This is a genomic window from Nocardia sp. NPDC058519, assembly GCF_042719755.1.
Lineage (GTDB): Bacteria > Actinomycetota > Actinomycetes > Mycobacteriales > Mycobacteriaceae > Nocardia.
Map to the genome: position 1 here is coordinate 1 of NZ_JBHXNK010000048.1, position 24,780 is coordinate 24,780.

The following is a 24,780-nucleotide window of genomic DNA, read 5'->3' on the forward strand; positions in this document are numbered from 1 at the left end:
CCCGGGCCGCGCGGGGTGGGCCCGGCGGCGCGGCCCCGGCGGCCGCGGTGGGGGGCCCCCCCCCGGCCGTGTTACTGCTCAGTAGCCGGTCAAGGCCCGATCGGGTGCCGACGCGCGGTCGAGGCGGCGTAGCTTCGAGGAGTCCCGCACAGTGGGGCCTCCCATCGCGGTGAGGTGGGGGACAGCAGTACGCTCGTCTTGTTTGCACCACACGTCCCGCAGACAACGCGGGGCATATACGTTGTCTGTTGGAACTGCTGGGGTCCGCTCACAAGCGTGTTCGCCTAGCCGTGCAATAAGGGCACCCACCGAGGAGGACACGAAGATCCATGTCCAAGATCAAGGTTGAAGGCACCGTTGTAGAACTCGACGGCGACGAGATGACCCGGATCATCTGGCAGTTCATCAAGGACAAGCTGATCCATCCCTATCTCGACGTGAACCTCGAGTACTACGACCTCGGCATCGAGTACCGCGACAAGACAGACGACCAGGTCACCGTCGACGCGGCCAATGCAATCAAGAAGTACGGCGTCGGCGTGAAATGCGCCACCATCACCCCTGACGAAGCGCGGGTGAAAGAGTTCGGCCTCAAGAAGATGTGGCGCTCGCCCAACGGCACCATCCGAAACATTCTGGGTGGCACCATCTTCCGCGCGCCGATCATCATCTCCAATGTGCCCCGTCTGGTGCCCGGCTGGACCAAGCCGATCATCATCGGCCGTCACGCCTTCGGCGACCAGTACCGCGCCACCGACTTCAAGGTCTACGAGGCCGGCACCGTCACGCTCACTTTCACGCCGGAGGACGGCAGCGAGCCGATCATCCACGAGGTCGTGAAGATGCCCGAAGACGGCGGCGTCGTCATGGGTATGTACAACTTCAAGAAGTCCATCGAGGACTTCGCGCGGGCCTCGTTCAACTACGGCCTGCAGCAGAACTACCCGGTGTACCTCTCCACGAAGAACACCATCCTCAAGGCCTACGACGGCATGTTCAAGGACACCTTCCAGGAAGTCTTCGACGCCGAGTTCAAGGCCGAGTTCGACGCGGCGGGCCTCACCTACGAGCACCGCCTGATCGACGACATGGTCGCCTCCTCCATGAAATGGGAGGGCGGCTACGTCTGGGCCTGCAAGAACTACGACGGCGACGTGCAGTCCGACACCGTGGCCCAGGGCTTCGGCTCGCTCGGCCTGATGACCTCGGTGCTGCTCACCCCGGACGGCAAGACCTGTGAGGCCGAGGCCGCGCACGGCACGGTCACCCGGCACTACCGCCAGCACCAGCAGGGCAAGCCGACCTCGACCAACCCGATCGCGTCGATCTTCGCCTGGACCCGTGGCCTCGAACACCGCGGCAAGCTGGACAACACCCCCGAGGTGATCGGCTTCGCGCAGGCGCTCGAGGACGTGGTCATCAAGACCGTCGAGGGCGGTCAGATGACGAAGGACCTCGCCGCGCTCGTCGGCGGCGACCAGGGTTACCTGAGCACCGAGGAATTCCTCGGCGCGCTGGACGTCAACCTGGCTCGCGCTCTGAAGTGATGTGCTGCCTTTCGCGCTGAACCGCGAAACCGCACGGCTGTAAGAAGCGCTCGCATCGAATCCGATGCGAGCGCTTTTGCGTCCGTACCCGGCGGTTGTTCCCCGCGGTGGGCTAACTCACGCTCTTCTCGGGTAGCGAACGGGTACCCGTGCCCGTTGCATGGAAGCGTGACTTCTTCCATTGCAGCCCCCGATCGCGTCGACGTGCCACGCACCAGCTGGCATGTCCCGGCGATGCTCGCGTTGGCGCTGGGTGGATTCGGGATCGGGACCACCGAGTTCGTGACCATGGGGTTGCTGCCCGATATCGCGCGGGCCTTCGATATCTCCGAGCCGTCGGCCGGGCATGCGGTGTCGGCGTACGCGCTGGGTGTGGTGGTCGGCGCGCCGCTGATCGCCGCGTTGTGTGCCAGGGTGTCGCGCAAGAAACTGCTCATCGCCTTGATGATCGCGTTCACCATCGGCAATATCGCCACGGTCCTCGCACCGACTTTCGGCACGCTCGTGCTGGCCCGCTTCGTGTCCGGCCTGCCGCACGGGGCGTACTTCGGTGTCGCTTCGCTGGCGGCAGCCACGCTCGCGCCCGTCGGCCAGCGGGCCAAGGCGGTGGCCGCGGTCATGCTCGGGCTCAGCGTCGCGAATGTGATCGGGGTGCCCGGCGCGACCTGGCTCGGCCAGCACCTCGGCTGGCGTGACGCCTACGTGGTCGTCGCGGTGATCGGCGTGTCCACGGTGGCCGCGCTATGGCGCTACGTCCCAGCCCTGACCAGCATGAAGATCACCAACCCGATGACCGAACTCGGTGCGCTGCGACGCACGCAGGTGCTGCTCACCCTGGCCGTCGGCGCGATCGGCTTCGGCGGCATGTTCGCCGTCTACACCTACATCGCCACCACCATGACCGACGTCGCCGGCATGCCCATCGGCGCGGTGCCGATCGTGCTCGCCCTGTTCGGCCTCGGCATGATCGTGGGCAATATCGGCGGCGGCATCCTCGCCGACCGCGGCGTCGACCGCTCGATCTTCGTCGCCATGATCGCGATGGTGGTCATCCTCGCCGGCTTCGTCCTGGCTGCCCACAACCCCATCACCGCCGCGATCGGCGCCTTCCTCGTCGGCGCCTCCGGCGCGGCCCTGGCCCCCGGCCTCCAAACCCGCCTCATGGACGTGGCCGCCGACGCCCAAACTCTCGCCGCCGCCCTCAACCACGCCGCCTTGAACATGGCCAACGCCGCGGGCGCCTGGCTCGGCGGCCTCGTCATCGCCGCGGGCCTCGGCTACACCGCCCCGGCCATGGTCGGCGCGATCCTCGCCGTAGCCGGTGTCCTCCTGTTCACCCTGACGGTGTTCCTGCAACGCCGCTCCGCGCACAACACGCCGTAACTGATTGGTCCCGTTCCTCACCTCGACATACGGTGCCCCGCATGCCGGATCGGTCATCCAACCGCTGGTGCTGGGCCCCGACCGCTTCCCCGTCGTGACCGACCCAGATGAGGCCAGGCGGTGCCCCGAGCGGGCAACGCTGTCGGCGATCGCCCACGGTGCAGGCCCCCACATGGAGGAAGTCCTTGCGGCCTTCCTGGCCGGGCTGATGAAAACCGACGACGAACATGCGAAAATGTATCTTGATCTGGTCGACGACGCATTGACCGCCGCCGCAAGCCGACGCCTGGAGGAACTGATGGAGAGCACGCCCCAATACCGCGGCCGCATCGCTACCAAGTACATGGCGAAGGGGCGCGAGGAGGGGCTCGCAGAGGGGCGCGCGGAGGTCGCCAAGACTGCCGCGCACGCCGTGCTCACCGTGCTCACTGCACGCGGGCTCGAGTTGTCTGCCGCGCAACGGACGCAGCTCGCCGAATGCACCGATCTCGGCCGGCTCGACATGTGGTTGAAGCAGGCCGTTACCGCGACCCGTACCGACGAACTCTTCGACTGACTCCGAGCGTCGGAGTGGGCCGCTTCGTCGACGGATCTAGTAGGCCGCGGCGGGCTTGGCCCAGCCGACGCTGAGTTGGACGGCTCGTTGCCAGCGTTCGTATTCTTCGTCGCGGATCCGGCGGTCCGGGGTCGGGGTCCATTGGGCGGCGACTCGCCAATTGCGGCGTAGGCCTTGGAGATCCGGCCAGTAGCCGACGGCTAGGCCCGCTGCGTAGGCGGCGCCGAGGGAGACCGTTTCGGTGACGAGGGGGCGCATGACCGGAGTGTCGAGGACGTCGGCGATTATCTGCATGAGCAGGTTGTTGGAGGCCATGCCGCCTGCTACTCGCAGGGATTTCGCGTGTAGGCCCGCGTCGGCATTCATGGCTTCGACCACATCGCGGGTTTGCCAGGCGGTGGCCTCCAAGACGGCGCGGGCCAGGTGGCCTTTGGTGACATAGGAGGTCAGGCCGATCAGCAAGCCCCTGGCGTCGCTGCGCCAGTGGGGGGCGTAGAGGCCGGAGAAGGCGGGGACGAGGTAGCAGCCGCCGTTGTCGTCGACTGTGCTTGCGAGAGTCTCGATTTCGGGGGCGGTGGCGATCAGGCCCACGATGTCGCGCAGCCATTGGACCAGGGATCCGGTGACCGCGATCGGGCCTTCCAGCGCGTAGACCGGTTCCGGTCCGACCTGGTAGCCGATGGTGGTGAGCAGGCCGTGTTCGGAGCGGATCAGTTCGGTGCCGGTGTTCATCATGAGGAAGCCGCCGGTGCCGTATGTGCATTCGGTTTCCCCTGGGGCGAAGCAGGTTTGGCCGAAAAGGGCCGCGTGCTGGTCGCCGAGGGCGGCACCGATCCGCACGCCGGGAACGACGGCACAGGCGGTACCGAAATCGCCGGTCGACGGTTCGATGCGGGGGAGCATGGCGGGCGGAATATCGAAGAACCGCAACAGTTCCGCGTCCCACTGACGGGTGGCGAGGTTCATCAGCAGGGTGCGGCCCGCGTTGGTGACGTCGGTGACGTGCTCGGCGCCGCCGGTCAGGTTCCAGATGAGCCAGGATTCCATGGTGCCGAAGAGAACGTCGCCGCCTTCGGCTCTGGCACGCAGACCATCGACATTGTCGAGCAGCCAGCGCAGGCGGGGTGCGGCGAAGTACGTGGCCAACGGAAGCCCGCTCAACTCGGGAATGCGTTGTGCGCCGGGCAACTCCTTCATCCGATCGACCAGCTCTTCGGTGCGCACGTCCTGCCAGACGATGGCCAGCCGCACCGGCAGCCCGGTGTGCCGATCCCACACCACAGTGGTCTCGCGCTGATTGGCGATGCCGATCGCGGCCACCTGGTCGACGGTGATCCCGGCATCGCGCAGCGCCGCGGGCACGATCCGCTCGACCGTCCGCCAGATCTCGAGCGCATCCTGCTCCACCCACCCCGACCTGGGGTAGTGCTGCCGATGTGTCCGCTGCGCCATTCCGGCCAGCCGGGCGTGCTGATCGAAGACGATGCACCGGCTCGAGGTGGTGCCCTGATCGATGGCGAGCACGAAACGTTGGGTCATCGTCGTCTGCTCTCGTTGTCGGCCGATACCGCGGTGGTGGGGCTCATCGTGCTGCCGTCAGGTCACGGTGCACGGCGAGCGCGGCGGCGCGCACCTGCTCGATCGCGGCCGGCCGCACCTGTAAGCGGTTGTCGCACAGCCGGTCTGTCGGCCCGGTGATGCCGATGGCCGCGACGACGAGCCCACCTCTGGCCCGAACGGGCGCGGCGATCCCCGCTTCGCCCGAGCGGTGCTCCTCGACTTCGTCCGCCCAACCCCGCCGCCGAACCTCGGCGATCGCACGGTCGAGCCCGTCGCGCTCGGTGATCGTCCGCCGGGTGAACCCTTGGAGCGCAACGGCTTCCGCTGCGGCGTCATAGGCCAGCAGTACCTTGCCGAGCGCGGTCGCATGGGCTGGAAGTATTTCGCCGACCGCCAAGGCCTGCACGCTGTTGTCGGGCCGGAAGACGTGGTGGATGACCGTGACCCCGGTTTCGCGCGCCACCGCGATGCGCACCGATTCCCCGGAACGGGAGGCGAGTGCGTCGGCCCGGTGGATCGCCCGGGAACGCAACTCGTTCACATCGAGCCGATCGGTCCCGAGTTCGCCGATCGCGGCGCCGAGCAGGTACTTGCCGGTGCGCGTGTCCTGGCCGACGAACCCGACCCCGAGCAGCGTCCGCAGGATGCCGTGCGCGGTGGGTTTGGCCAGGTCGAGCGCGGTCGCGATCTCGCCGACGCCCAGTGGTCCCGACCCGCGCGCGAGCAGACGCAGCACGGCGGCGGCGCGTTCGATCGACTGGATCGGGCCAGGCATGACCCCGAACCTACCACCGTTCAGCATTGTCGAACGGTGCTTGTGGTGCCCGCGTCCGCGCGTTCCTAGCGTGGTTTTCGGGCACAGGTGCCCGATCGGCGGACTCGACGACGAGGTCCGGGAAGGCGAGAAAATGAACCGGTACGTGGGCGCGATCGACCAGGGCACGACCTCGACGCGATTCATGGTCTTCGACCACAAAGGCACCGTGGTGGCCCGCCATCAGCTCGAACACTCCCAGATCATGCCGCGCCCGGGCTGGGTCGAACACAATCCGGACGAGATCTGGGAACGCACCCGCACCGTCGTCAAGACCGCCCTCTCGCTCGCCGACCTCACGGCCGACGACCTCGCCGCCATCGGCGTCACCAACCAGCGCGAGACCACCGTCGTGTGGAACCGCCGCACCGGCCGCCCCTATGGCAACGCCATCGTCTGGCAGGACACCCGCACCGACCGCATCATCGCCGACCTCGATGCCGCCGGGCACAGCGCGCTGATCCGCCAGAAGACGGGCCTACCGCCCGCGCCGTATTTCTCCGGCGGCAAGCTGAAGTGGATCCTGGACAACATCGCGGGCGTGCGCGCCGATGCCGAGCGCGGTGACGCCCTGTTCGGCACCCTCGACAGCTGGCTGATCTGGAACCTCACCGGCGGCGTGCACGTCACCGACCCCACCAATGCCTCGCGCACCATGCTGATGGATCTCGAAACCCTGGACTGGGACGACGAACTCCTCGCCCTCTTCGGCATCCCGCGCGCCATGCTGCCGACCATCGCACCGTCGTCGAACCCGGAGCTGTTCGGGACGACGAAACCCGACGGCCCGTTCAAAGGTTCGGTGCCCATCGCGGGCGTACTCGGCGACCAGCAGGCCGCGGGTGTCGGGCAGGTGTGCTTCCAGCCCGGCGAGGCCAAGAACACTTACGGCACAGGCAATTTCCTGATGCTCAACACCGGCACGGAGATCGTGCGCTCGAACCACGGCCTGATCACCACCGTCGCGTACCAGTTCGGTGCCGACAAGCCCGCCTACGCGCTGGAGGGTTCGATCGCGGTCACCGGGTCCGCGGTGCAGTGGTTGCGCGACCAGATGGGCATCATCGCCGGCGCCGCGCAGATCGAAGACCTCGCCGGTCAGGTACAGGATTCCGGCGGCGTGTACTTCGTGCCCGCCTTCTCCGGCCTGTTCGCGCCGTACTGGCGACCCGATGCCCGCGGCGCGGTGGTGGGCCTGTCGCGCTACAGCAACAACGCCCACCTGGCCAGGGCCACCCTGGAATCCATCGCCTACCAGACCCGCGACGTGGTCGAGGCCATGCAGCGCGACGCCGGTGTGCGGCTGGCGACCCTGCGGGTGGACGGCGGCGTCACCGTGAACCAGCTGGCCATGCAGATCCAAGCCGACCTGCTCGGCGTCCCGGTCTCGCGACCGGTCGTCGCCGAGACCACCGCCCTCGGTGCCGCCTACGCCGCCGGACTGGCCGTCGGCTTCTGGGGCGGCACCGGCGAACTGCTCGACAACTGGTCCGAAGACGTCCGCTGGTACCCGACCTGGTCGCAGGAGCAACGCGAACACGGCTACCGCCGCTGGCTCAAAGCCGTCGAGCGCACGCTCGACTGGGCCGAAATCTGAGTCACCACAATACTTTCGAGAAGGAGATCATCGTGTCTGTGCAACTGGACCCCACCTACCGTGAGCAGGCTGTCGGCACGCTCGGCACCGCCGAGGTCGATGTCCTTGTCATCGGTGGCGGCGTGACCGGCGCCGGTGCCGCGCTCGACGCCGCCGCGCGCGGGCTGTCCGTCACTCTGGTCGAGGCACGCGATTTCGCCGCGGGTACCTCTAGCCGATCGTCGAAGCTCATCCACGGTGGCCTTCGCTACCTGGAGCAGATGGACTTCGCGCTGGTGCGCGAGGCGCTCAAAGAGCGTGGGCTGCTGCTGAACACGCTCGCGCCGCACCTGGTGCATCCGGTGCCGTTCCTGTTCCCCCTCCAGCACCGGGTGTGGGAGCGGGCCTACATCGGTGCCGGTATCGCCCTCTACGACACGCTCGGCGGCGCGCGCACGGTGCCGATGCACAAGCACCTGACCCGTTCCGGCGCACTGGAACTCGCGCCCGCGCTGCGTGACGACGCGATGACCGGTGCCATCCGCTACTACGACGCGCAGGTCGACGACGCCCGCCACACGATGATGATCGCCAGGACCGCCGCCGACAACGGTGCCACGGTGCTGACCAGAACCAAGGTGATCGGGCTGGAACGTGACGGCGAGAAGGTCGTCGGCGCGCGGGTGGAAGACCTGGAAACCGGCCGGACGCACACCATCCGGGCGCGCGCGGTGATCAGCGCGACCGGTGTGTGGACCGACGACATGATCAAGATGACCGGCGTGGACTTCCCGTTCCACGTCCAGATGTCGAAGGGCGTGCACATCCTCGTGCCGCGCGACCGGCTGAACCTGCACACCGGCATGATCATGCGCACCGAGAAGTCGGTCCTGTTCGTGATCCCGTGGGCCGAGCACTGGATCATCGGCACCACCGACACCGAATGGGCCCTCGACAAGAACCACCCCACGGCCACCGCCGCCGACGTGCAATACATCCTCGACCACGTCAACTCGCTGCTGCGTGAGCCGTTGACCAGGGCAGACATCGTCGGTACCTACGCGGGTCTCCGCCCGCTGATGACCGGCGCCACCAAGGAAACCGCGAAGCTCTCGCGCGAACACGCCGTCGCCGAACCCGCGCCGGGCCTGTTCGTGATCGCGGGTGGCAAGTACACGACCTACCGGGTGATGGCCGCCGATGTCGTCGACGCCGCCGTCGCCCGCCTCGGTGGGCAGATTCCGGCCTCGTCGACCGCGCAGCTGCCCATCGTCGGCGCGGCAGGTTACTTCGACATGCTCGCCGAGGTGCCGGCACTTGCGGTGTCGCAGCGACTGCCCGTCGACGTCGTCGAACACCTGCTCGGCCGCTACGGCTCGCTGACCACCGACCTCTTCGACCTCATTGCCGCCGAACCAGCACTGCGCCAACCGGTTCCGGGTGCCTCGGACTACATCGCCGCCGAGATCGTCTACGCCGTCACCAATGAGGGCGCGCTGCACCTCGACGACATCCTCACCCGTCGCACCCGCATCTCCATCGAGGTCCCCGATCGTGGCCTCGCCGCCGCACCGGAGGTCGCCCGCCTGATCGCGCCCCTGCTCGGCTGGAACGAGGAGACCACCAACACCGAGATCAACCGGTACTACGACCGGGTCCACGCCGAACTCGCCGCCAACGAGGCGGGCGACGACGTCGCGGCCAACGCTGCCCGGCTGGTCGCGGCCCGCTGACCTCGGCCGACCGTGTGGTGGTTAGCGTGTGCACATGGAATCGCGAATCACCCCCCGACCAGCCGCGGCGCTGTCGTGAGCCGGGGCACCATCCTGATCACCGGCGCGAGCTCGGGGCTCGGCGCCGAGATGGCCCGCCAGTTCGCCGCGCTGGGCTATGACCTCGGCGTGTGCGCGCGCCGCACCGAGCGGCTCGACGAGTTGCGCGCCGAGATCCTCGCCGCGCACCCCGACCGCGTCGTCTCGGTGAAGCAGCTCGACGTCACCGACGACGACGCGGTGTTCACCGTCTTCGACGAGTTCGCCGCCGAATTCGGCACTGTCGACCGCGTGATCGTGAACGCGGGCCTCGGTAAGGGCGCACCGTTGGGCACCGGCCATCACAAGGCCAACCGCGAGACCGCGGTGGTGAATTTCCTTGCCGCCCTTGCCCAGAGCGAGGCCGCGCTGAAGATCTTCCGCGCGCAGGGCCGCGGCCACCTCGTGATGATCTCGTCGATCTCGGCCCTGCGCGGCATGCCGAAGACGCTCACCACCTACGCGGCCACCAAGGCGGGTGTCGCGGCATTGGCCGAAGGTCTTCGCGCGGAAGCGATTCCGGGTGTCGATGTCTCCGTGATCTACCCCGGCTACATCCGCTCGGAGATGAACGACCGCGTCAAGCATCAGCCGAAGTTCATGGTGGACACCGAAACGGGCACGCGCGCCATCGTGGGCGCGATCGAGAAGCGCCGCGTCAAGGCCTACGTCCCCGGTTGGCCGTGGGTGCCGTTCGGCCTCGCCCTGCGAATTCTCCCCATGCCTCTGGTTCGCAAACTGATCTGAACACGGCGAAGCCCGAAATCGCCGCGCAAAAACAAGCACGGATGTATGTTTTTGGGTGGAGCGAGCGTCAGGAGACGAGAGTGTTCGAATGGTCCGAGACCGATCTGATGATCCGCGACGCTGTGCGGGCGTTCATCGACAAGGAGGTCCGGCCGAACCTCGACGCCCTCGACAGCGGTGAGATGCTGCCGTACCCGATCCTGCGCAAGCTGTTCAGCCAGTTCGGGATCGATGCGATGGGTGAGGACGCCGTCGCGAAGATGCTCGCCAAGGAAGCGGCGGGTCCGAGCGAGGGCGGCAAGAAGCCGGGCAGCCCGTTCGGTGATCAGCAGTCGATGATGGCGGTGCTGATCAGCGAATTGTCCGGCGTCTGTATGGGTTTGGTGTCGGCGCTCGGGGTGAGCATCGGGCTCGGCGCCACCACCATCATGTCGCGGGGCACCCTGGCTCAGAAGCAGCGCTGGCTGGCCGACATCGTCACCCTGCGCAAGGTGGCGTCCTGGGCGATCACCGAACCCGACTCCGGCTCGGACGCGTTCGGCGGCATGCAGACTCGCGTCGAACGCGACGGCGAGGACTACATCCTCAACGGCCAGAAGACCTTCATCACCAACGGCCCGTGCGCCGACGTGATGATCGTCTACGCCAAGCTCGACGAGCGCGACGGCACCGATAGGCGCGACCGCAAGGTGCTCACGTTCGTGCTCGACACGGGCATGGAGGGCCTCACCCAGGGCAAACCGTTCAAGAAGATGGGCCTGCACTCCTCACCGACCGGCGAACTGTTCTTCGACAATGTCCGGCTCGGCAAGGATCGGCTGCTCGGCGAGACCGAGGAACACACGGGTGGCGACGGAAGAGAAAGCGCCAGAGCGAGTTTCACCGCCGAGCGGATCGGCGTCGGTTTCATGGCGTTGGGTGTGATCGACGAATGTCACCGGCTCTGTGTCGATTACGCGCGCACCCGCACGCTGTGGGGACAGGAGATCGGTCGCTTCCAGCTGATCCAGCTCAAGCTGGCCAAGATGGAAGTGGCGCGAATCAATGTGCAGAACATGGTGTTCAACGTGCTCGAGCGCGCCCGCGCGGGTAAGCCACCGAGCCTGGCCGAAGCCTCGGCGATGAAGCTGTACTGCTCCGAGGCCGCGACCGAGGTGGCGATGGAGGCGGTGCAGCTGTTCGGCGGCAACGGGTACATGAGCGAATACCGGGTCGAGCAGCTGGCCCGGGACGCGAAGTCGCTGATGATCTACGCGGGCAGCAACGAGATCCAGGTGACCCACATCGCCAAGGGTCTGCTCGGGAAGTAGTCGTGAGCCCGGCCGCGACCATCGCGGCCGGGTGTTCAGACCGCGCGCAGGTGCCCGCGGCTGGCGTAGATGTGCTCGGCGATGAGCGTCGCGATCCGGTCCGGCGCCTCGAGCATCGGCACATGCCCGACTCCGTGCACCAGGATCCGGTCCGCGTCCTCGGGAAGGTCGCGCAGGTAGCGGGTGGCGTACACGCTGTTGGGGATGATCCGGTCGTATTCGGCCAGCAGCATCCGCACCGGGGTACTCAGCTGGTCGAGGTCGTCCATGCCCGGCGCGCGCAGGCTGCCGAGCAGCAGCGGGAGCATCGCGTCGCAGTGCAGGACAGCGGTGAGCAAGGTCGCCCGGTCACGGCGAGCGAAGGCGCTGGTGTGCTTGGTGACCAGCATCGCGGCCACCTGTTGCACGAGCGCGTTGTTGATCGCCACACCGCCGAGTCGCTTGCCGATCTCGATGAAGGGGATCATCGACGCGAACTTGAGGCCGATCCTGACCTGACTCAGCGAAGGCGATGCCCACCCGCCCGCCGCGGCGATCGTGGTGAGCGTGCGTGCCCTGCCGCGTCGCGCCAGTTCGAGGCCGACCCAGCCGCCCAGCGAATTGCCCGCGATATGGCAGGTATGCCAGCCCAGCTCGTCGAGCTGGTCCTCGATCTGATCGGCCAGGGCATACACATCAAGTGCCCAGCCTTCGACCTTCGGGCCACCCCAGTGCCCGGCGAACGCGGGCGCGTAGACCTCGCAATGCGCCGACATCCGCTGCGCGACCTGCTCCCAGCAGTGTGGCGACAGCAGGAACCCGTGTAGCAGCAAGACCGGGTCGCCGGACCCGATATGCAGCGCCGCGACGGGCGTGGGGCGGGCGGTGGACTTGGCGGTGCGTGACGTCATCGTCATCACCCCTTCCTGGACGACGGTGTCCGGGGGAGCATCCCTGCCTGCATTGTACGGTCGTACGGTGCCGATAATCCTCTCCACTGTGAACGTAAACGGGGTCCGTGCCGCTTCGACCAAGGGCATGCTGGCCTGGTTGGCGGCGACCGAAGCCGACATCGTCTGCCTACAGGAGACCAGAGCGACCGACGCGCAGACCGCGGCGGCGCTGGCCCCCGCACTCGACGCGGGGTGGGTGCTCTCCCATGCCGAGCCCGAATCCAAGGGCCGCGCGGGTGTGGGGATTCTGTCGCGGCGCGCACCCGATGCCGTGCGCATCGGATTCGGTAGCACCGAGTTCGCCGAGGCGGGCCGCTATATCGAGGCCGATTTCGACGACATCACCGCGGCCAGCGTCTACGTGCACTCGGGGGAGGAGAACACCCCCAAGCAGGACGAGAAGTACCGGTTCATGGCAGAGCTGGGCGCGTACCTGAAGTCGCGCACCGGCGAGTTCGTGGTGAGTGGCGACTGGAATATCGCCCCCGCCGAGGTCGACCTGAAGAACTGGAAGGGCAACCAGAAGTCGGCAGGCTTCCTGCCGGAGGAACGCGCCTGGATCGCCGAACTGCTCGCCGCGGGCTACGTCGACGTGGTCCGCGCCCTGCACCCCGACGTCGCGGGCCCCTACAGCTGGTGGTCCTACCGCGGCCGCGCGTTCGATAACGACTCCGGATGGCGGATCGACGCGGTTTACACAACTCAGGATATAGCACCGTACGCGGTAGCGGCGCGGGTAGAACGTGCCGCTTCGTATGACCTCCGGTGGTCGGACCATGCCCCGGTCACGGTGGAGTTCAGTGAGATTCCAGGGTTCACCCGTAGTCGCCCCGAGTTGGTCGTCTCCGGTGGACAGATTCCGTAGCACCGCAACAGTTTTCGTTGCTCCAGCCCGTACCTAGACACCCCCGGCTAGTTGCCGGGGGTGTCGTCTGGCTCAGGCCAATGAGTTGCCTGGTGTCTCTATCTCATCCATGAGCATTCGCAGAGTCAGAGAGTGTTTCTCGGGAGGTAGCGCCTCGAGCGCTGCACGGGCATACGCGGTACCGCCGTCACGGTCACCAGCGCGGACCAGCATCAGCCCACGGTGCATCTCGAGATGGGTAGCGAACCTGGGCAGCGTCGGCGGAAGCAACCGCCTTGCTTCGTCCTGAGCGTCGATAGCGTCGGACTCGTCACCGAGCCGAGCGCGAAGCAACGACCGGAACACCCCGAGCCGCCAGTACGGAACCGCGTAGTCGGATGCTTCGGCATCTTCTGAGCCGGACTGATCAAACACCCTGCGGCCCTCGGTATCGAGTGCCCGGGCTGTGTCGTGATCCCCGGTGATCGCTGCGGAATGAGATTTGCCGTAGATGGCGTTCAGACGGCCCAGAGTGGGCCTATCCGAGATCTCTAGAGCCTGGTCGGCGAACATGTTCGCGATCGGCAGGGATGCGCCTTCATAGCCGAGAGCTATTGCAGCCCGGCCACGTACCCAGACCCGAGTGTCTACGTCGCCGGAGCGGTCGGCCGACTCAGCGGCCATCCGGTACCACTGCACGGCCTTGGCTCCGTCTGAGCCGGGGAACGTCTTGGCGAACAACGTCATCAGCCTTGCGGCATGAGCCCACATACGCGGGGTGTCGCACTGTTGTTGGATGATCGCGAGATCTACCGCTAGACGTTTCTGGATGTCTGCGGCACCGGAGGTCATGTAATCGGCGCCATAGCCGACGAGTATGTGCCCCCACTGATCTACCGATGGCCCTTCGCCTTGCAGACGGGCCGTAAACCCCTGTGCCAAAAGGTCCGACGCGATTCCTGGCGCAACCGCTGTAGCGGCGAAACTGGCTAGGAATTTGCGTCTATCCACATCGGACTCCATGACAGCCAAAGGAACGTCGAGCACTGAGGCTAGGTGTCGCAACCAGTACAGCGACGGCTTGTGTTTGCACGACTCCCACCGGGAGATGGATTCCCGGTTGATGGCTTGCCCCGACTGCTCGGTGAGCGCGTCGGCGAGATTGCCTTGCGACCAGCCTCGAGCGTCGCGGAGCTCTCGAATCAGCTTGCCGACACCGTGTTTACGGTCCATCGCTCCATCATGCTCGGGTATCCGGGTTATGTCTGCTTGCTACCCCTGATGCCACTCCTTCGGATCACCACACCCGAGAACGATTGACACCGGAGCGGGGAGAGGTCCCGTAGCCAACGGGCCGCCCAGGTAACTACCCAGCTCGGTTACCTGGGCAGGCTCGCCACCGAGCAGGAGGGGAACCGTGCTCCCACAACGGATACCTGAGCCCAAACACCCGAACCCGGTAGAGATTGCGCCGCCAGAGGTAATCCGGCGGCTACTGGCCGCGCTGGCTCGGTGGGAGCGGAGGACGACACCATGAGCGACCCAGTAAACGCTCGAGTAGACGCTTTGAACGTGCGTGCCGCTCAACGTTCGATGAGTGTGCGCAAGGTGGGCGAACCCCCGTACGGGTGGCAGTTGGCTAATCCGTTTCGTGTCGTCTGCCATGGGTCGTTGGACAACGTCGAGGCGTGGATTACTGCGGCCGAACAGCGTGACGTACAGGCTGCGGCACCGGAACCGCTCGGTTCGCGGGCCGACTTCTGATGACTGTCGGGTTGGTGGTGGCGTTTCTGGTGCCACTCCTGGTGTTGGTAGTGGCAGTGGTGTGGCCCGAATTATCAGGTTACAGAAGGCGTCGCCTACGATGGTGTGGTCAACCATTCGAACAGTCTGGCTTGGAGAATCGATTACCAGCTGGCCCGCAGCGAGCTGTCCGGCCGCGCCAAGCAGGCCGTCGTCGAACGCGCTGACGCCTACGACCAGCGCGGGTCCGACCACGCGCCGGTTACTGTGCTATACCGATGAAACTCTCACGCAAGACTCTCAGCCTGCTCGGCGGACTCGTGCTGGTCCTAGTGGCCATCGGCCTGACGCTGTTCGGCGGTCGCGGTACCGAGAGCACCACATCCACGACCACCACGCAGGCCGTCGCCGGGATCACCACCACCGTCAACGCGCCGAAACCCGGCCCACCCGCCGGGAATTCGTCGGCCTCGCCGGTCACCAAGACCGCCGGTGTGCCCGACCGCGCCTACGCCACCCTCGTCGAGATCGATGCGGGTCGCTGGCCCGGATCGGCCAACGCGCAGGGCACCAAGGGCGGCGAGCAGTTCATGAACCGCGGAACCAAACTGCCGCCCAAGGATTCGGCGGGCAATCCGGTGAAGTACCAGGAGTGGGATGTCAATCCCAAGCAGCGCAATCGGGGTCGCGATGCCGAACGCATCGTCACCGGCAGCGACGGCTCCGCCTGGTACACCGGCGACCACTACGAAATCTTCACCAGGATGCGCTGATGACTTCGCGAATGACGCTGTCGCAGTTCCTTGCTCGCCCCACCGCCGAAACACCGGCAGCGCACCCGCCGCCGGTGTTCGGCGCACTGCCGGTGGACCCCGCCCAGTTCAGCGGCGTCCGCTACGACGCGCCCGCCGACTACCGGGTCCGCGAACTGCGCGGCGCCAAGATGCGTACCGTCGCCGAACTCTTCGACGAATTCGCCGCCGCCTTCCAGTTCCCGTACTACTTCGGCGCCAACAAGGACGCCTTCGACGAATGCCTGCGTGACCTGGACGATTTCGTCGGCGATGCTCCCGGCTATGTCGTCGTGGTACGCACTGCCGCCGACCTGCTGGCCGATGACCCCACCGAGCGCGCCTGGCTCGGCGGCGCCATGCGCGACTGCGCCGCCTACTGGTCGCGCCGCGACGTCGCCTTCCGCGTCGTCCTGCAAGGCGGCCCGGAGCCCTTTGCCGCTGTGCCCCTCGCCGAGTGATCAGCCGGATGTTCTGATGCCACCGGAATTCGCGGCTGCCGCAACGCTTCGGGGCCGCCTATCGTGGTCGCCGGTGCGGCTATCGAGGCCGCAGGCGAGGAGCACACAATGAAGCGAGTACTGGCGAGCGCGGGCGTTTTCGCCGCGATCATGGCGGCGACCACCGGCATGGCGGCGGCCGACGCCGACCTGACGCCGCAGATCTACACCCAGCAGGCGAATGTGGGGCTGATCGCTGAACCGTCTTCCGGTTCCGGCGAGGGCATCGTCGGGGCCCTGCTCACCGATCTCGCCCAGGTGGCCGCAGGCTCTTCCTCGAAGTGCGAGGGCCTCCCGCCCGGTCACTGCACGCCGTATCCGACCGCGTAGGCGCAGCCGATCGCTGCCGCAATCCCCGGTGGCGAGTGACCTGATCGGCAATCTGGCGGCTGTGCTGACGAGCGGTTCCACACCGAAAGTTTGAGGTCGAGATCAACGGGTGCCTGCCGACGAGCCCTAGATCGCGGCGGCGACCCCGGTGCTCACTGCGGTGGCGGGGTCGCCGCGCGATGGCGACCGGCGAGGTCGTCGCCGAGGAGTACGAACACCTCGGTGATCTGGTCGATCAGTTCCTCGCGAGTGAGGTCGAGGTCGCCGGCCAGCCAGGTCGTGAGGGCCTGGGTCAAGCCGCCGACCAGGTAGATCGCGCGGAAGTCGACCAGGTTCTGTGGGACGGCACCGCCGTAGAAGCCGGTGCCTTCGGCGGCGACGAGACGGGCGAAGGCGCGCACCGTCCGTGCGGTGCGCGCGCGGAGTTCCGGCGTCGCCATCCCGGCGATCAGGGCGGCGTGCGCCTTGCGTGGGTCATCGGTGAGCACCGAGATACCCGCGTCGATCGCGGCATGGGCTTGGGTGCGGCTGTCGGGGGCGGCGGTCGCCAGAGCCGTCGCGATCGCCGCGGTGAGTTCCTCGGCGATGCGGTCGAGCAGGGCCTCCAGCACGCCGTCGCGATGTTCGAAACTCTCGTAGTAGTAGCGCTCGTTGAGGCCGGCGCGGGCGCACAGGCCTGCGACGGTGAGTTTGGCCTGCCCCTCCTCGGCGACGATGTCGAGCGCCGCGTCGAGCAGCGCGATCCGCCGCTGGGATCGGCGCTCCTGGGCCGAAACGCCACCGTATGTCCGTTGTGCTGCCACGGCGTCCATTGTGCGTGCCGCTCTCCTCCCGCGGGGTTCTGGTAGAGACTCTTGCCAGAATATCAATTCTGGGGGATTCTATTGCCAGATGCACTCGACGAGGAGGCGCAGCATGGCTGTACGACAGAGCGAACCCGGATATTTCGCCGACGATTCGATGATCCGGCGGGTGATGAGCAAGCGCGCGGTCGGTCTGACCTACGGCGTGCGGGCGCTGGTGATCGGCGCGGTGCATCCGCTGCTGTTCGTGGGCACCAGCGAGCACACCGCGCACCGGGAGACCCCCTACACCCGCCTGGCCATCACCGGTGCCCTGTTCGAAGCGGTGTTCCTCGGCAGCTTGGCCGAGGCCGATCGCGCGCTGGCCTTCACCCGGCGCAAGCACGACGCGGTGGTCGGCACCCTGCCCGAAGACGCCGGCGCCCACCATCCCGCGGGCACCGCCTACGCGGCCCACGATCCGCACCTGATGTTCATGACCATGGCCTTCACCTTCGATTCGGCCGAGGCGATGTACGACCGCCTGGTGCGCGAACTCACCGCCACCGAACGGGAGGACCTCTACCAGGACTATGTCCGCTGGGGCGAGCTGTTCGGCATGCCGCGCGACGCCGCGCCCGCCGACTACCCGGCCTTCCGCCGCTACTTCGACACCTATCTGAACTCGACCGAACTGTTCCTCACCGACGAAGCTGCCCTGGTCGGTTCCTATCTGGCAGGACACCGCAAGGCCTACCGGCTGCGTCCGCCCGCCGAGCAGGTCGGCTCGGCGCTGTATCTGCTGGTGCAGGGCAGTCTCCCGGCGCGGATCCGGCAGATGTACGGCATCGAGTGGGGCATCGCCGACGAACTCGCCCACCGTGCGCTGTGCCGCAGCATCCGCACCGCCCACCTCACCCCACCGCTGGCACCTCGGGTACTCGCGGGCACCCTCGCCGGGCCGAGCGCCCCCTCCTACCAGTTGCTGGCCCGTCGTGAACAGCGCATGGTGAAGACAGGGCACCCGAGCATGCCCGGTGTCGATCCGCGCAACTGGGTGCAGCGCAATTCCGCTTGAGCGGCATGGAAAGATTCGGGGTATGTCCAGTCCTGCCCCGGCCGCGACGGCCGAACGCAAGCAGCGGGTGCTGTCGGGCATCCAGCCCACCAGCGACTCCTTCCACCTCGGCAACTACCTGGGTGCGCTGCAGTACTGGGTGACGATGCAGGACGAGTACGACGCGCTGTACTTCATTCCGGATATGCACGCGATCACCGTCAGCCAGGATCCCAAGGCACTGCGCGGGCGCACCAAGGCCGCCGCCGCTCAGCTGCTCGCGCTCGGCATCGACCCCGCGAAGTCCACCCTGTTCGTGCAGAGTCAGGTGCCCGAGCACGCCGAGCTGTCGTGGGTGTTGAGCTGCATCACCGGTTTCGGTGAGGCAGGCCGGATGACCCAGTTCAAGGACAAGTCGGTCAAGCAGGGCGCCGACAACGCGACCGTCGGCCTGTTCACATACCCGGTACTGATGGCCGCCGACATCCTGCTCTACCGCCCGCACCAGGTGCCGGTCGGCGAGGACCAGCGTCAGCATCTCGAGCTGACCCGAAACCTGGCCCAGCGCTTCAACACCCGCTTCAAGAAGACCTTCGTCGTGCCGGAGCCCCACATCGTCAAGGGCACCGCGAAGATCTTCGATCTGCAGGATCCGACCGCGAAGATGAGCAAGTCGGCCTCCAGCGACGCCGGGCTGATCAACCTGCTCGACGACCCGAAGATCACCGCCAAGCGGGTGCGTTCGGCCGTCACCGATACCGAGCGCGAGATCCGCTACGACCCGGAGCACAAGGCGGGCGTGAGCAATCTGCTGGTCATCCTGAGCTCGCTGCGCGAAATCCCGATCGTCGACCTCGAGGTGAATTTCGAGGGTAAGGGCTACGGTGATCTCAAGGCCGAGGTGGCCGACGCGCTGGTCGAATTCGTCACGCCCGTGCAGAAGAAGGTGCAGGAATACCTGTCCGATCAGGCAGAACTGGACCGGATCCTGTCCGTGGGTGCCGAGCGGGCGCGTGAGATCGCAGGCAACACACTTGCTCAGGTGTACGACCGGGTTGGCTTCCTCGCTCGCTGACCCGTTGCGCACCTGAGGTTTTCGCTGAAGGGGCGCGCGACATGCAGTTGATCGACAACATCTCGGCCGGCGTCGAGAAGCAGATCGGGCGCAGGCCCTGGCTGGACCATCTGGTCAGGGCGGGTGGGCGGTTCCAGAGTCAGCGCGGTGATTTCTATGCCGCGGGCATCACGTATTTCACTGTGCTGTCACTGTTTCCGCTGCTGATGGTGGCCTTCTCGGTGGCCGGTTTCATTCTGGCCGGACACCCGGATCTGCTCACCGAGCTACAGGACAAGGTCGTCGAGAAGGTTCCCAGTTCCTTCGGCACCCAGATCAACGACCTCATCGAACAGGCGATGAACTCCCGCGGCACCGTCGGTGTGATCGGCCTGCTGGTCGGCCTTTACACCGGGCTCGGCTGGATCGCGAACCTGCGGGCCGCGCTCACCGAGCAGTGGGCGAGCCACAGTCCCGAAAAGCCTTGGTGGCTGGCCAAACTGTCGGACATCGGCGCGTTGGTCGGCCTCGGCCTCGCCTTCGCGGTCTCGCTCGGATTGTCGGCGATCTCCGCGAGCGGGCTGAGCAAGCGGGTGCTCGAACTGCTCGGCGCGGACCATCTGCCCGGGGCGACGCTGGTGTTGCGGCTGGTCTCGATCGCGCTCGGCTTGCTCGCGTCGTGGGCGGTGTTCGCGTGGATGATCGCGCGGCTGCCGCGCGAGCCGGTGTCGTTGCGCAGCGCGGCAAGGGCGGCGGTGCTGGCGGCGCTGGCCTTCGAGATCTTCAAGATCATCGCTGCGATCTACCTGCGGGTGGTGCTGTCCAGCCCGGTGGGTGCGACGTTCGGCTCGATCATCGGCCTGATGGTGTTCAGCTACATCTCCTACCGGATTCTGCTGTTCGCGACGGCGTGGGCGGCCACGTCGTCGGACAACGAGAGTGCTGCGACGGTCGCGCCGCCGAACGCGGTGGTCATCCGGCCGCGGGTGGTCGAGCACTCGATGTCGACCGGGGCGGGCGCCGCCTATTTCGGGGCAGGGGCTGTCGCGGCGCTCGCCTTGATGCTGGTCGGCAAACGCCGGTAGTCCCAGGTCATGTGCGTTGGTGTCAGCGCCTGCCGCGCCATGCCCTGCGTGCCCACAGCAGCAGTACGACGACCAGCACAGGGCCGCCGATCAGGGTGGCGATGCGGGCGCCCTGGTGTGCCGGTCGTACGGGCTCGGCTTGGGAACCGTCGGCACGGGGCGGTGGGGTCGCCAGGGGAACGCTGGGTTGTATTGCCTCACTGCCTGATTCGGGCAGCTTGCCGATCCTGGCGTCGCTGTCGAGGGCGAAACCGTAGTCCAGCAGTCGCGCCGCCTGCTCCCATGGCCGGATCGGGCGGACGTCGGCTTTGAGCAGGGTGACGACCAGGCGATGTCCGTCGCGTTCGGCGGCGGCGACGAAGGTCTGCCGGGCGTCGTCGGTGAAACCGGTCTTGCCGCCGATCGCGCCCTCGTAGTTGTAGAGCAACTGGTTGTCGTTGCCGATCGGGAAGCCGGGGTGATCCTTGTCGCCGGGGATCTCGGGGTCGGCGGGGAAACCGGGGAAGTCGACTTGCTCGGTGTGGATCAGTTCGGCGAACAGCGGGATGTTCATCGCCTCGCGGAACAGTACCGACAGGTCGTAGGCCGAGGTGCTCATGCCGGGCCCGTCGAGGCCGGACGGGGTCGCCGCGCGAGTGTCCAGCGCGCGCAACGACTTCGCCACCTCGTTCATCTTCGCCACGGTGGCCTTGTCGCCGCCGAGCTGGGTGGCGATGGCGTGGGCGGCGTCGTTGCCCGAGCACATGATCAGGGCCTGCATGAGCTGGCGGTTGGTGTAGCGCCCGCCCGGGCCGATGCCGACCCGGGTGCCGTCGACGTTGGCGTCGGCCTGCGTCCCGATCACGACCTTGTCCAGATCCAGGCTGCGCAGCGCCACGATGGCGAGGGCGACTTTGATGGTGCTGGCGGGGCGGTAGCGGCCGTGCGGGTCCTTGGCGGCGAGCACGCGACCGGTGTCGAGGTCGGAGACCATCCACGCGGTGGCCGAGATCTCGGCGGGAACCGGGGGCGCGCCGTCGGGCACGACTACGCCGCAGTCGCCCATCCGCTGACCGCCGATCGCGGGGGAGGGAACCGGCAGCTGACTCGGTGTCGGTTCGCCGGGTGCAGGCACCTCCGAGGTGTCGATCGGTGCGGGCGGCTGCGTCTTCTGTGGGCAGTCGTCGGTGTTCGGCGTGGTGAACGGCGGTGTGGTCGTCGTATTCGGTCCACCCGGTGCGGGCGCGATGGTCGGCGGCCCGGCGGGTACGGCGACAGCGGGAGCGCCTGCGAGAGCGGTGACGGTGACGGCAGCGCCGAGAAAGCATGCGGCGCGCAGGCCGACTTCGCGAATCCTCATCGCCTCGCAGCCTAGTAGTCACTGCCCGAGTGGAGTGACTATTGACACCAACTCGCAAATGAGAGTTACTATCAAAAAGTAGACACTCTCATTTTGGAGGAGATATGCGGACGGAAGACACCCGCCGCTGGCTCGCGCTCGGCGCGCTCGCCGTGGCGATGCTCACCATCGGACTCGACGTCACCGTGCTCACCGTCGCCATCCCGACGCTCGCGGTCGACCTGGACGCGAATACCGCTGCGCTGCAATGGTTCAGCAGCGCCTACACCTTGGCCCTTGCCGCGCTGATGCTGCCCGCGGGCGCGCTCGGCGACCGGTACGGGCGCAAGAAGATCTTGCTCGCCGCGCTCGTGCTGTTCGGTGCGGCCTCGGTGGCCTGCGCGTTCGCCGCATCCGCCGGTCAGCTGATCGTGGCGCGGGTGGTGCTCGGCATCGCCGCCGCCGCGCTGGTGCCGCTGTCGATGTCGGTGCTGCCGGTGCTGTTCACCGACCCCGCCCAGCGGCAGCGCGCGCTGACGATCTGGGTCACCTCGACCGCCATCGGCCTGCCACTTGGCCCGATTCTCGGCGGCTGGCTGCTGCAGCACTTCTGGTGGGGTTCGGTGTTCCTGATCAACGTGCCGCTGGTCGTCATCGGCGCGCTGGCCGTCGCCACCCTGGTGCCGGAATCACGCAGTGACACCGTCTTTCGCGTCGATCTCCTCGGCGCACTGCTCTCGGCGGCAGGCATGCTCGGGCTGACCTACGGCTTCATCCGGCTCGGCGAACGCGGCTGGGACGACCCGGTCGGCTGGCTCGTCGTCGGGGCCGGGGTGGCGACGCTGGCCGTGTTCGGGTGGTGGCAGCGCCGCGCCGAGTATCCGCTGATCGACCTCGCGCTGTTCGCCGCGCCCGGCTTCCGGTGGGGCACCGCGATCTCGCTCCTGGTCAGCTTCGCCATGTTCGGCATGTTCTTCACCGTCCCGCAGTACTTCCAGGCCGTGCTCGGCGTCGACGCACTCGGCAGCGGGCTGCGACTGCTGCCGTTGATCGGCGGACTCGTCATCGGCAGCAGACTGGTCGACCTGCTGCTGCCCCGGCTCGGGGTGCGGGCGGTGATCACCGCCGGGCTGCTCGTGCTCGGGGGTGGCCTCGGACTCGGCGCGTTCACCACGGTCGAGAGCGGCTACGGGCTGACCGCCCTGTGGACGACGGTGCTCGGTGCCGGTATGGGCATGGTGATGCCCGCCGCGGTCGGCCTGGCGATGGGTGAACTGACCGTCGCCCGTTCGGGGTCGGGTTCGGCGCTGCTGCAAGCACTTCGGCAGGCGGGCGGCACCATCGGCGTCGCTGTGCTCGGCACCGTGCTGTCCACCCGGTACCGGGCCGACCTCGGCGAGCTCGACCGCGCGCCGATCTCCGACGGTGTCAACGCGGGCGTCGCCCTCGCGCGCGAGACCGGTGATCCGGCGATGCTGGCGCAGGTCCAGCATGCCTTCGTCGCGGGCATGGACACCATGCTCGGGCTGTGCGCGGCGCTGTGTCTGGCCGCCGGACTCGTCACCGCGCTGTGGCTGCGGCGACCGACGGAACCGGTGACCGACACGGATGCGGCAGAATCGATACATGTCGGTTGAGATGTCGCTGCGCGAGCGGAAGAAGGAGCGGACCCGCCGAACCATCAGGGTCGAGGCGTTCCGGCTGTTCCGGGAACAGGGCTACACCGAGACGACGGTGGAGCAGATCGCGGCGGCGGCCGAGGTATCCCCGAGCACCTTCTTCCGCTACTTCCCGACCAAGGAACAGCTGGTCATCGCCGACGATCAGGACGCGGTGATGATCGAGGAGCTGGCCACGCTCCCGCGCGGCCTGAATCCGATCACCGCCATCCGCACCGCGACCACGGCGGTGTTCGGGCGGATGTCGCCCGCCGATCTCGCCTTCGAGCAGGAACGGCAGGCGCTGCTGTTCCACGTGCCGGAACTACGCTCGGCGATCGGTTTGGAATTCCTGCGCAGTATCGAACTCGCCGCCCAGATGCTGGCCGACTACACCGGCCGGTCCGCCGACGATTTCGATGTGCGGGTGGCCGCGGGCGCGATGATCGGCTCCATGCTCGCCATCGCGCCCGCCACCCCGATGAATGTCACCAATGTCGGTGACGCCCTGGCATTCCTGCAGGCAGGCCTGCCGTTCGACGATCGGGCCTGATCACTGCGCCTTGCCGTGCTGCACCGGGCAGCCGTGCGCCAGCGGGCCGAGCAGCTTGTTGTTGTCGTAGAAGTGCTCCAGCTCGAGGATGCGCAGGTCCTCGCTCACCCGCGCGATGGTCACACCGAACATCTCGATGTGCTCACCGGTTGGCTGGTGGCCCTTGTACTCGCCCTCGAACTTGCCCCAGTGCCGCCACCGCACGCTCACGGTCGGCGGACCCGACAGCACTTCCAGTACCTCCCAGAAGAAGCCGCCGGGGAAGGCGGTGTGGAAGATGTGGTGCGAGGAATCGAAGGTCTCGTTCTCGGCATCGTAGAACGGGTTGTCGCCGATCAGGATGTTGTAGCTGCCGATGCGAGCGAACTCCTCGGCGTCCTGCCACGCACCACCGTTGACCCGGCCACGGTACTGATCGGCCACCACCGACAGCCACGTCGCGGGGTCGGCCTTGTGCGAGACCTCCATTTCGAAGACCTTCACCAGATCTTCGACGATCGCCTCGAGCGAGCCGGGCGCGTGCTCGACGCTGCGCTCGCGCGGGATCACCTCGTGGCTCAGTTCATAGTCGGGAACGTTGCCGCGCCATTCCTCCGGCGCCGCGGCGGCGATCACGGCTTCCCGGCCCTGCAGCCACAGGGGCGCCTCCGGTTCCGGGTTCTGCTCGGCCTGCGTATCTGTCACGTCCACAGTCATTTTCGGTCTACCCGACCCTTTCACAAAGCTTGAAGAACGGGTCGAAAGTAACAGTCACGCATCGGTTGCGCGTGTCAGGTCTCAACAAGTGAGAAACGCAAAATGTCGAACGTTGTTCTGCAGCAATGCTTTC

Annotated in this window: 24 protein-coding genes and 1 pseudogene; 18 read left to right on the forward strand and 7 right to left on the reverse strand. The window is 67.1% G+C overall.

The window, feature by feature from the left end; all coding sequences use genetic code 11:
- Window positions 1-329: 329 nt before the first annotated feature.
- From ACFWPK_RS32775 to ACFWPK_RS32785, 3 genes are all read left to right on the forward strand, one after another.
- Entirely contained in the window at window positions 330-1,547 is a 1,218-nt protein-coding gene (locus tag ACFWPK_RS32775; RefSeq protein ID WP_067447965.1) for an NADP-dependent isocitrate dehydrogenase, read from the forward strand.
- 180 nt (window positions 1,548-1,727) lie between these two features.
- On the forward strand, window positions 1,728-2,930 hold the full coding sequence (locus ACFWPK_RS32780) for an MFS transporter (protein ID WP_378922522.1): 1,203 nt from the start codon (window positions 1,728-1,730) through the stop codon (window positions 2,928-2,930).
- A 67-nt stretch (window positions 2,931-2,997) separates the two neighbouring features.
- On the forward strand, window positions 2,998-3,486 hold the full coding sequence (locus ACFWPK_RS32785; protein WP_378922448.1) for a hypothetical protein: 489 nt from the start codon (window positions 2,998-3,000) through the stop codon (window positions 3,484-3,486).
- 36 nt (window positions 3,487-3,522) lie between these two features.
- On the opposite strand, the gene glpK (ACFWPK_RS32790) is transcribed toward ACFWPK_RS32785, so the two are convergent.
- Both glpK (ACFWPK_RS32790) and ACFWPK_RS32795 read right to left on the reverse strand, forming a co-directional pair.
- The gene (gene glpK, locus ACFWPK_RS32790) at window positions 3,523-5,025 is read right to left on the reverse strand and encodes a glycerol kinase GlpK (RefSeq protein ID WP_378922450.1); all 1,503 of its coding nucleotides are present in this window, start codon (window positions 5,023-5,025) and stop codon (window positions 3,523-3,525) included.
- A 43-nt stretch (window positions 5,026-5,068) separates the two neighbouring features.
- The gene (locus tag ACFWPK_RS32795) at window positions 5,069-5,821 is read right to left on the reverse strand and encodes an IclR family transcriptional regulator (RefSeq protein ID WP_378922452.1); all 753 of its coding nucleotides are present in this window, start codon (window positions 5,819-5,821) and stop codon (window positions 5,069-5,071) included.
- Window positions 5,822-5,954: 133 nt separating this feature from the next.
- On the opposite strand from ACFWPK_RS32795, the gene glpK (ACFWPK_RS32800) reads away from it, so the two are divergent.
- From glpK (ACFWPK_RS32800) to ACFWPK_RS32815, 4 genes are all read left to right on the forward strand, one after another.
- Window positions 5,955-7,457: a glycerol kinase GlpK gene (gene glpK, locus ACFWPK_RS32800; RefSeq protein WP_378922454.1), complete on the forward strand. Its 1,503-nt coding sequence runs from the start codon at window positions 5,955-5,957 to the stop codon at window positions 7,455-7,457.
- Between the two features lie 32 nt (window positions 7,458-7,489).
- Window positions 7,490-9,169 (forward strand): glycerol-3-phosphate dehydrogenase, encoded by a 1,680-nt coding sequence (gene glpD, locus ACFWPK_RS32805; protein WP_378922456.1) that lies wholly within the window; start codon window positions 7,490-7,492, stop codon window positions 9,167-9,169.
- Window positions 9,170-9,244: 75 nt separating this feature from the next.
- The gene (locus tag ACFWPK_RS32810; RefSeq protein ID WP_378922458.1) at window positions 9,245-9,994 is read left to right on the forward strand and encodes an SDR family oxidoreductase; all 750 of its coding nucleotides are present in this window, start codon (window positions 9,245-9,247) and stop codon (window positions 9,992-9,994) included.
- An 80-nt stretch (window positions 9,995-10,074) separates the two neighbouring features.
- Window positions 10,075-11,304: an acyl-CoA dehydrogenase family protein gene (locus tag ACFWPK_RS32815; RefSeq protein ID WP_378922460.1), complete on the forward strand. Its 1,230-nt coding sequence runs from the start codon at window positions 10,075-10,077 to the stop codon at window positions 11,302-11,304.
- A 35-nt stretch (window positions 11,305-11,339) separates the two neighbouring features.
- Here ACFWPK_RS32815 and ACFWPK_RS32820 read toward each other — a convergent pair whose 3' ends face one another.
- Window positions 11,340-12,194, reverse strand: a complete 855-nt coding sequence (locus ACFWPK_RS32820) for an alpha/beta fold hydrolase (RefSeq protein WP_378922462.1) — start codon at window positions 12,192-12,194, stop codon at window positions 11,340-11,342.
- 88 nt (window positions 12,195-12,282) lie between these two features.
- On the opposite strand from ACFWPK_RS32820, the gene ACFWPK_RS32825 reads away from it, so the two are divergent.
- On the forward strand, window positions 12,283-13,101 hold the full coding sequence (locus tag ACFWPK_RS32825) for an exodeoxyribonuclease III (protein ID WP_378922464.1): 819 nt from the start codon (window positions 12,283-12,285) through the stop codon (window positions 13,099-13,101).
- Between the two features lie 72 nt (window positions 13,102-13,173).
- Here ACFWPK_RS32825 and ACFWPK_RS32830 read toward each other — a convergent pair whose 3' ends face one another.
- Window positions 13,174-14,313: a helix-turn-helix transcriptional regulator gene (locus ACFWPK_RS32830; RefSeq protein ID WP_378922465.1), complete on the reverse strand. Its 1,140-nt coding sequence runs from the start codon at window positions 14,311-14,313 to the stop codon at window positions 13,174-13,176.
- A 300-nt stretch (window positions 14,314-14,613) separates the two neighbouring features.
- On the opposite strand from ACFWPK_RS32830, the gene ACFWPK_RS32835 reads away from it, so the two are divergent.
- The 5 genes and pseudogenes from ACFWPK_RS32835 (at window position 14,614) to ACFWPK_RS32855 (ending at window position 16,444) form a co-directional block, all read left to right on the forward strand.
- A complete protein-coding gene (locus ACFWPK_RS32835) occupies window positions 14,614-14,844 on the forward strand; it encodes a hypothetical protein (protein ID WP_378922467.1) in 231 nt (76 codons plus the stop codon).
- A 120-nt stretch (window positions 14,845-14,964) separates the two neighbouring features.
- Window positions 14,965-15,105 (forward strand): annotated as a pseudogene (locus tag ACFWPK_RS32840) (exodeoxyribonuclease III); the annotation flags it as partial.
- Window positions 15,102-15,596: a ribonuclease domain-containing protein gene (locus tag ACFWPK_RS32845; protein ID WP_378922469.1), complete on the forward strand. Its 495-nt coding sequence runs from the start codon at window positions 15,102-15,104 to the stop codon at window positions 15,594-15,596. The pseudogene ACFWPK_RS32840 and the gene ACFWPK_RS32845, both read left to right, overlap by 4 nt.
- Entirely contained in the window at window positions 15,596-16,075 is a 480-nt protein-coding gene (locus tag ACFWPK_RS32850) for a barstar family protein (RefSeq protein WP_378922471.1), read from the forward strand. Before ACFWPK_RS32845 ends, ACFWPK_RS32850 begins: the two co-directional genes overlap by 1 nt.
- 108 nt (window positions 16,076-16,183) lie before the next feature.
- Window positions 16,184-16,444, forward strand: a complete 261-nt coding sequence (locus tag ACFWPK_RS32855; protein WP_378922473.1) for a hypothetical protein — start codon at window positions 16,184-16,186, stop codon at window positions 16,442-16,444.
- A 152-nt stretch (window positions 16,445-16,596) separates the two neighbouring features.
- Here the strand turns inward: ACFWPK_RS32855 and ACFWPK_RS32860 are convergent, their stop codons facing one another.
- Entirely contained in the window at window positions 16,597-17,256 is a 660-nt protein-coding gene (locus tag ACFWPK_RS32860) for a TetR/AcrR family transcriptional regulator (RefSeq protein WP_378922475.1), read from the reverse strand.
- A 103-nt stretch (window positions 17,257-17,359) separates the two neighbouring features.
- Between ACFWPK_RS32860 and ACFWPK_RS32865 the strand changes: the two genes are divergently transcribed.
- From ACFWPK_RS32865 to yhjD, 3 genes are read left to right on the forward strand one after another with little or no spacing between them, the layout of a single operon-like run.
- Window positions 17,360-18,304: an oxygenase MpaB family protein gene (locus ACFWPK_RS32865; RefSeq protein ID WP_378922477.1), complete on the forward strand. Its 945-nt coding sequence runs from the start codon at window positions 17,360-17,362 to the stop codon at window positions 18,302-18,304.
- A 22-nt stretch (window positions 18,305-18,326) separates the two neighbouring features.
- Entirely contained in the window at window positions 18,327-19,358 is a 1,032-nt protein-coding gene (trpS, locus tag ACFWPK_RS32870; protein ID WP_378922479.1) for a tryptophan--tRNA ligase, read from the forward strand.
- 41 nt (window positions 19,359-19,399) lie between these two features.
- On the forward strand, window positions 19,400-20,422 hold the full coding sequence (gene yhjD, locus ACFWPK_RS32875) for an inner membrane protein YhjD (RefSeq protein WP_378922481.1): 1,023 nt from the start codon (window positions 19,400-19,402) through the stop codon (window positions 20,420-20,422).
- Window positions 20,423-20,444: 22 nt separating this feature from the next.
- On the opposite strand, the gene ACFWPK_RS32880 is transcribed toward yhjD, so the two are convergent.
- Window positions 20,445-21,761, reverse strand: coding sequence for a D-alanyl-D-alanine carboxypeptidase family protein (locus ACFWPK_RS32880; protein WP_378922483.1), 1,317 nt, complete (start codon window positions 21,759-21,761; stop codon window positions 20,445-20,447).
- Between the two features lie 104 nt (window positions 21,762-21,865).
- On the opposite strand from ACFWPK_RS32880, the gene ACFWPK_RS32885 reads away from it, so the two are divergent.
- Together ACFWPK_RS32885 and ACFWPK_RS32890 are read left to right on the forward strand one after the other, a co-directional pair.
- The gene (locus ACFWPK_RS32885) at window positions 21,866-23,377 is read left to right on the forward strand and encodes an MFS transporter (RefSeq protein ID WP_378922485.1); all 1,512 of its coding nucleotides are present in this window, start codon (window positions 21,866-21,868) and stop codon (window positions 23,375-23,377) included.
- The gene (locus ACFWPK_RS32890) at window positions 23,367-23,951 is read left to right on the forward strand and encodes a TetR family transcriptional regulator (protein WP_378922487.1); all 585 of its coding nucleotides are present in this window, start codon (window positions 23,367-23,369) and stop codon (window positions 23,949-23,951) included. Before ACFWPK_RS32885 ends, ACFWPK_RS32890 begins: the two co-directional genes overlap by 11 nt.
- On the opposite strand, the gene ACFWPK_RS32895 is transcribed toward ACFWPK_RS32890, so the two are convergent.
- Window positions 23,952-24,635, reverse strand: a complete 684-nt coding sequence (locus ACFWPK_RS32895) for a SnoaL-like polyketide cyclase (protein ID WP_378922489.1) — start codon at window positions 24,633-24,635, stop codon at window positions 23,952-23,954. It lies immediately after the preceding gene.
- Between the last annotated feature and the right edge of the window lie 145 nt (window positions 24,636-24,780).

What these genes read in the sequence shown, in the direction of transcription:
- ACFWPK_RS32775 (WP_067447965.1), top strand. Translation starts at nt 330, where the DNA reads ATGTCCAAGATCAAGGTTGAAGGCACCGTTGTAGAACTCGACGGCGAC.
- glpK (WP_378922450.1), bottom strand. Translation starts at nt 5,025, where the DNA reads ATGACCCAACGTTTCGTGCTCGCCATCGATCAGGGCACCACCTCGAGC.
- ACFWPK_RS32795 (WP_378922452.1), bottom strand. Translation starts at nt 5,821, where the DNA reads ATGCCTGGCCCGATCCAGTCGATCGAACGCGCCGCCGCCGTGCTGCGT.
- glpK (WP_378922454.1), top strand. Translation starts at nt 5,955, where the DNA reads ATGAACCGGTACGTGGGCGCGATCGACCAGGGCACGACCTCGACGCGA.
- ACFWPK_RS32820 (WP_378922462.1), bottom strand. Translation starts at nt 12,194, where the DNA reads ATGACGTCACGCACCGCCAAGTCCACCGCCCGCCCCACGCCCGTCGCG.
- ACFWPK_RS32830 (WP_378922465.1), bottom strand. Translation starts at nt 14,313, where the DNA reads ATGGACCGTAAACACGGTGTCGGCAAGCTGATTCGAGAGCTCCGCGAC.
- ACFWPK_RS32835 (WP_378922467.1), top strand. Translation starts at nt 14,614, where the DNA reads ATGAGCGACCCAGTAAACGCTCGAGTAGACGCTTTGAACGTGCGTGCC.
- ACFWPK_RS32845 (WP_378922469.1), top strand. Translation starts at nt 15,102, where the DNA reads ATGAAACTCTCACGCAAGACTCTCAGCCTGCTCGGCGGACTCGTGCTG.
- ACFWPK_RS32850 (WP_378922471.1), top strand. Translation starts at nt 15,596, where the DNA reads ATGACTTCGCGAATGACGCTGTCGCAGTTCCTTGCTCGCCCCACCGCC.
- ACFWPK_RS32855 (WP_378922473.1), top strand. Translation starts at nt 16,184, where the DNA reads ATGAAGCGAGTACTGGCGAGCGCGGGCGTTTTCGCCGCGATCATGGCG.
- ACFWPK_RS32860 (WP_378922475.1), bottom strand. Translation starts at nt 17,256, where the DNA reads ATGGACGCCGTGGCAGCACAACGGACATACGGTGGCGTTTCGGCCCAG.
- ACFWPK_RS32865 (WP_378922477.1), top strand. Translation starts at nt 17,360, where the DNA reads ATGGCTGTACGACAGAGCGAACCCGGATATTTCGCCGACGATTCGATG.
- trpS (WP_378922479.1), top strand. Translation starts at nt 18,327, where the DNA reads ATGTCCAGTCCTGCCCCGGCCGCGACGGCCGAACGCAAGCAGCGGGTG.
- yhjD (WP_378922481.1), top strand. Translation starts at nt 19,400, where the DNA reads ATGCAGTTGATCGACAACATCTCGGCCGGCGTCGAGAAGCAGATCGGG.
- ACFWPK_RS32880 (WP_378922483.1), bottom strand. Translation starts at nt 21,761, where the DNA reads ATGAGGATTCGCGAAGTCGGCCTGCGCGCCGCATGCTTTCTCGGCGCT.
- ACFWPK_RS32885 (WP_378922485.1), top strand. Translation starts at nt 21,866, where the DNA reads ATGCGGACGGAAGACACCCGCCGCTGGCTCGCGCTCGGCGCGCTCGCC.
- ACFWPK_RS32890 (WP_378922487.1), top strand. Translation starts at nt 23,367, where the DNA reads ATGTCGGTTGAGATGTCGCTGCGCGAGCGGAAGAAGGAGCGGACCCGC.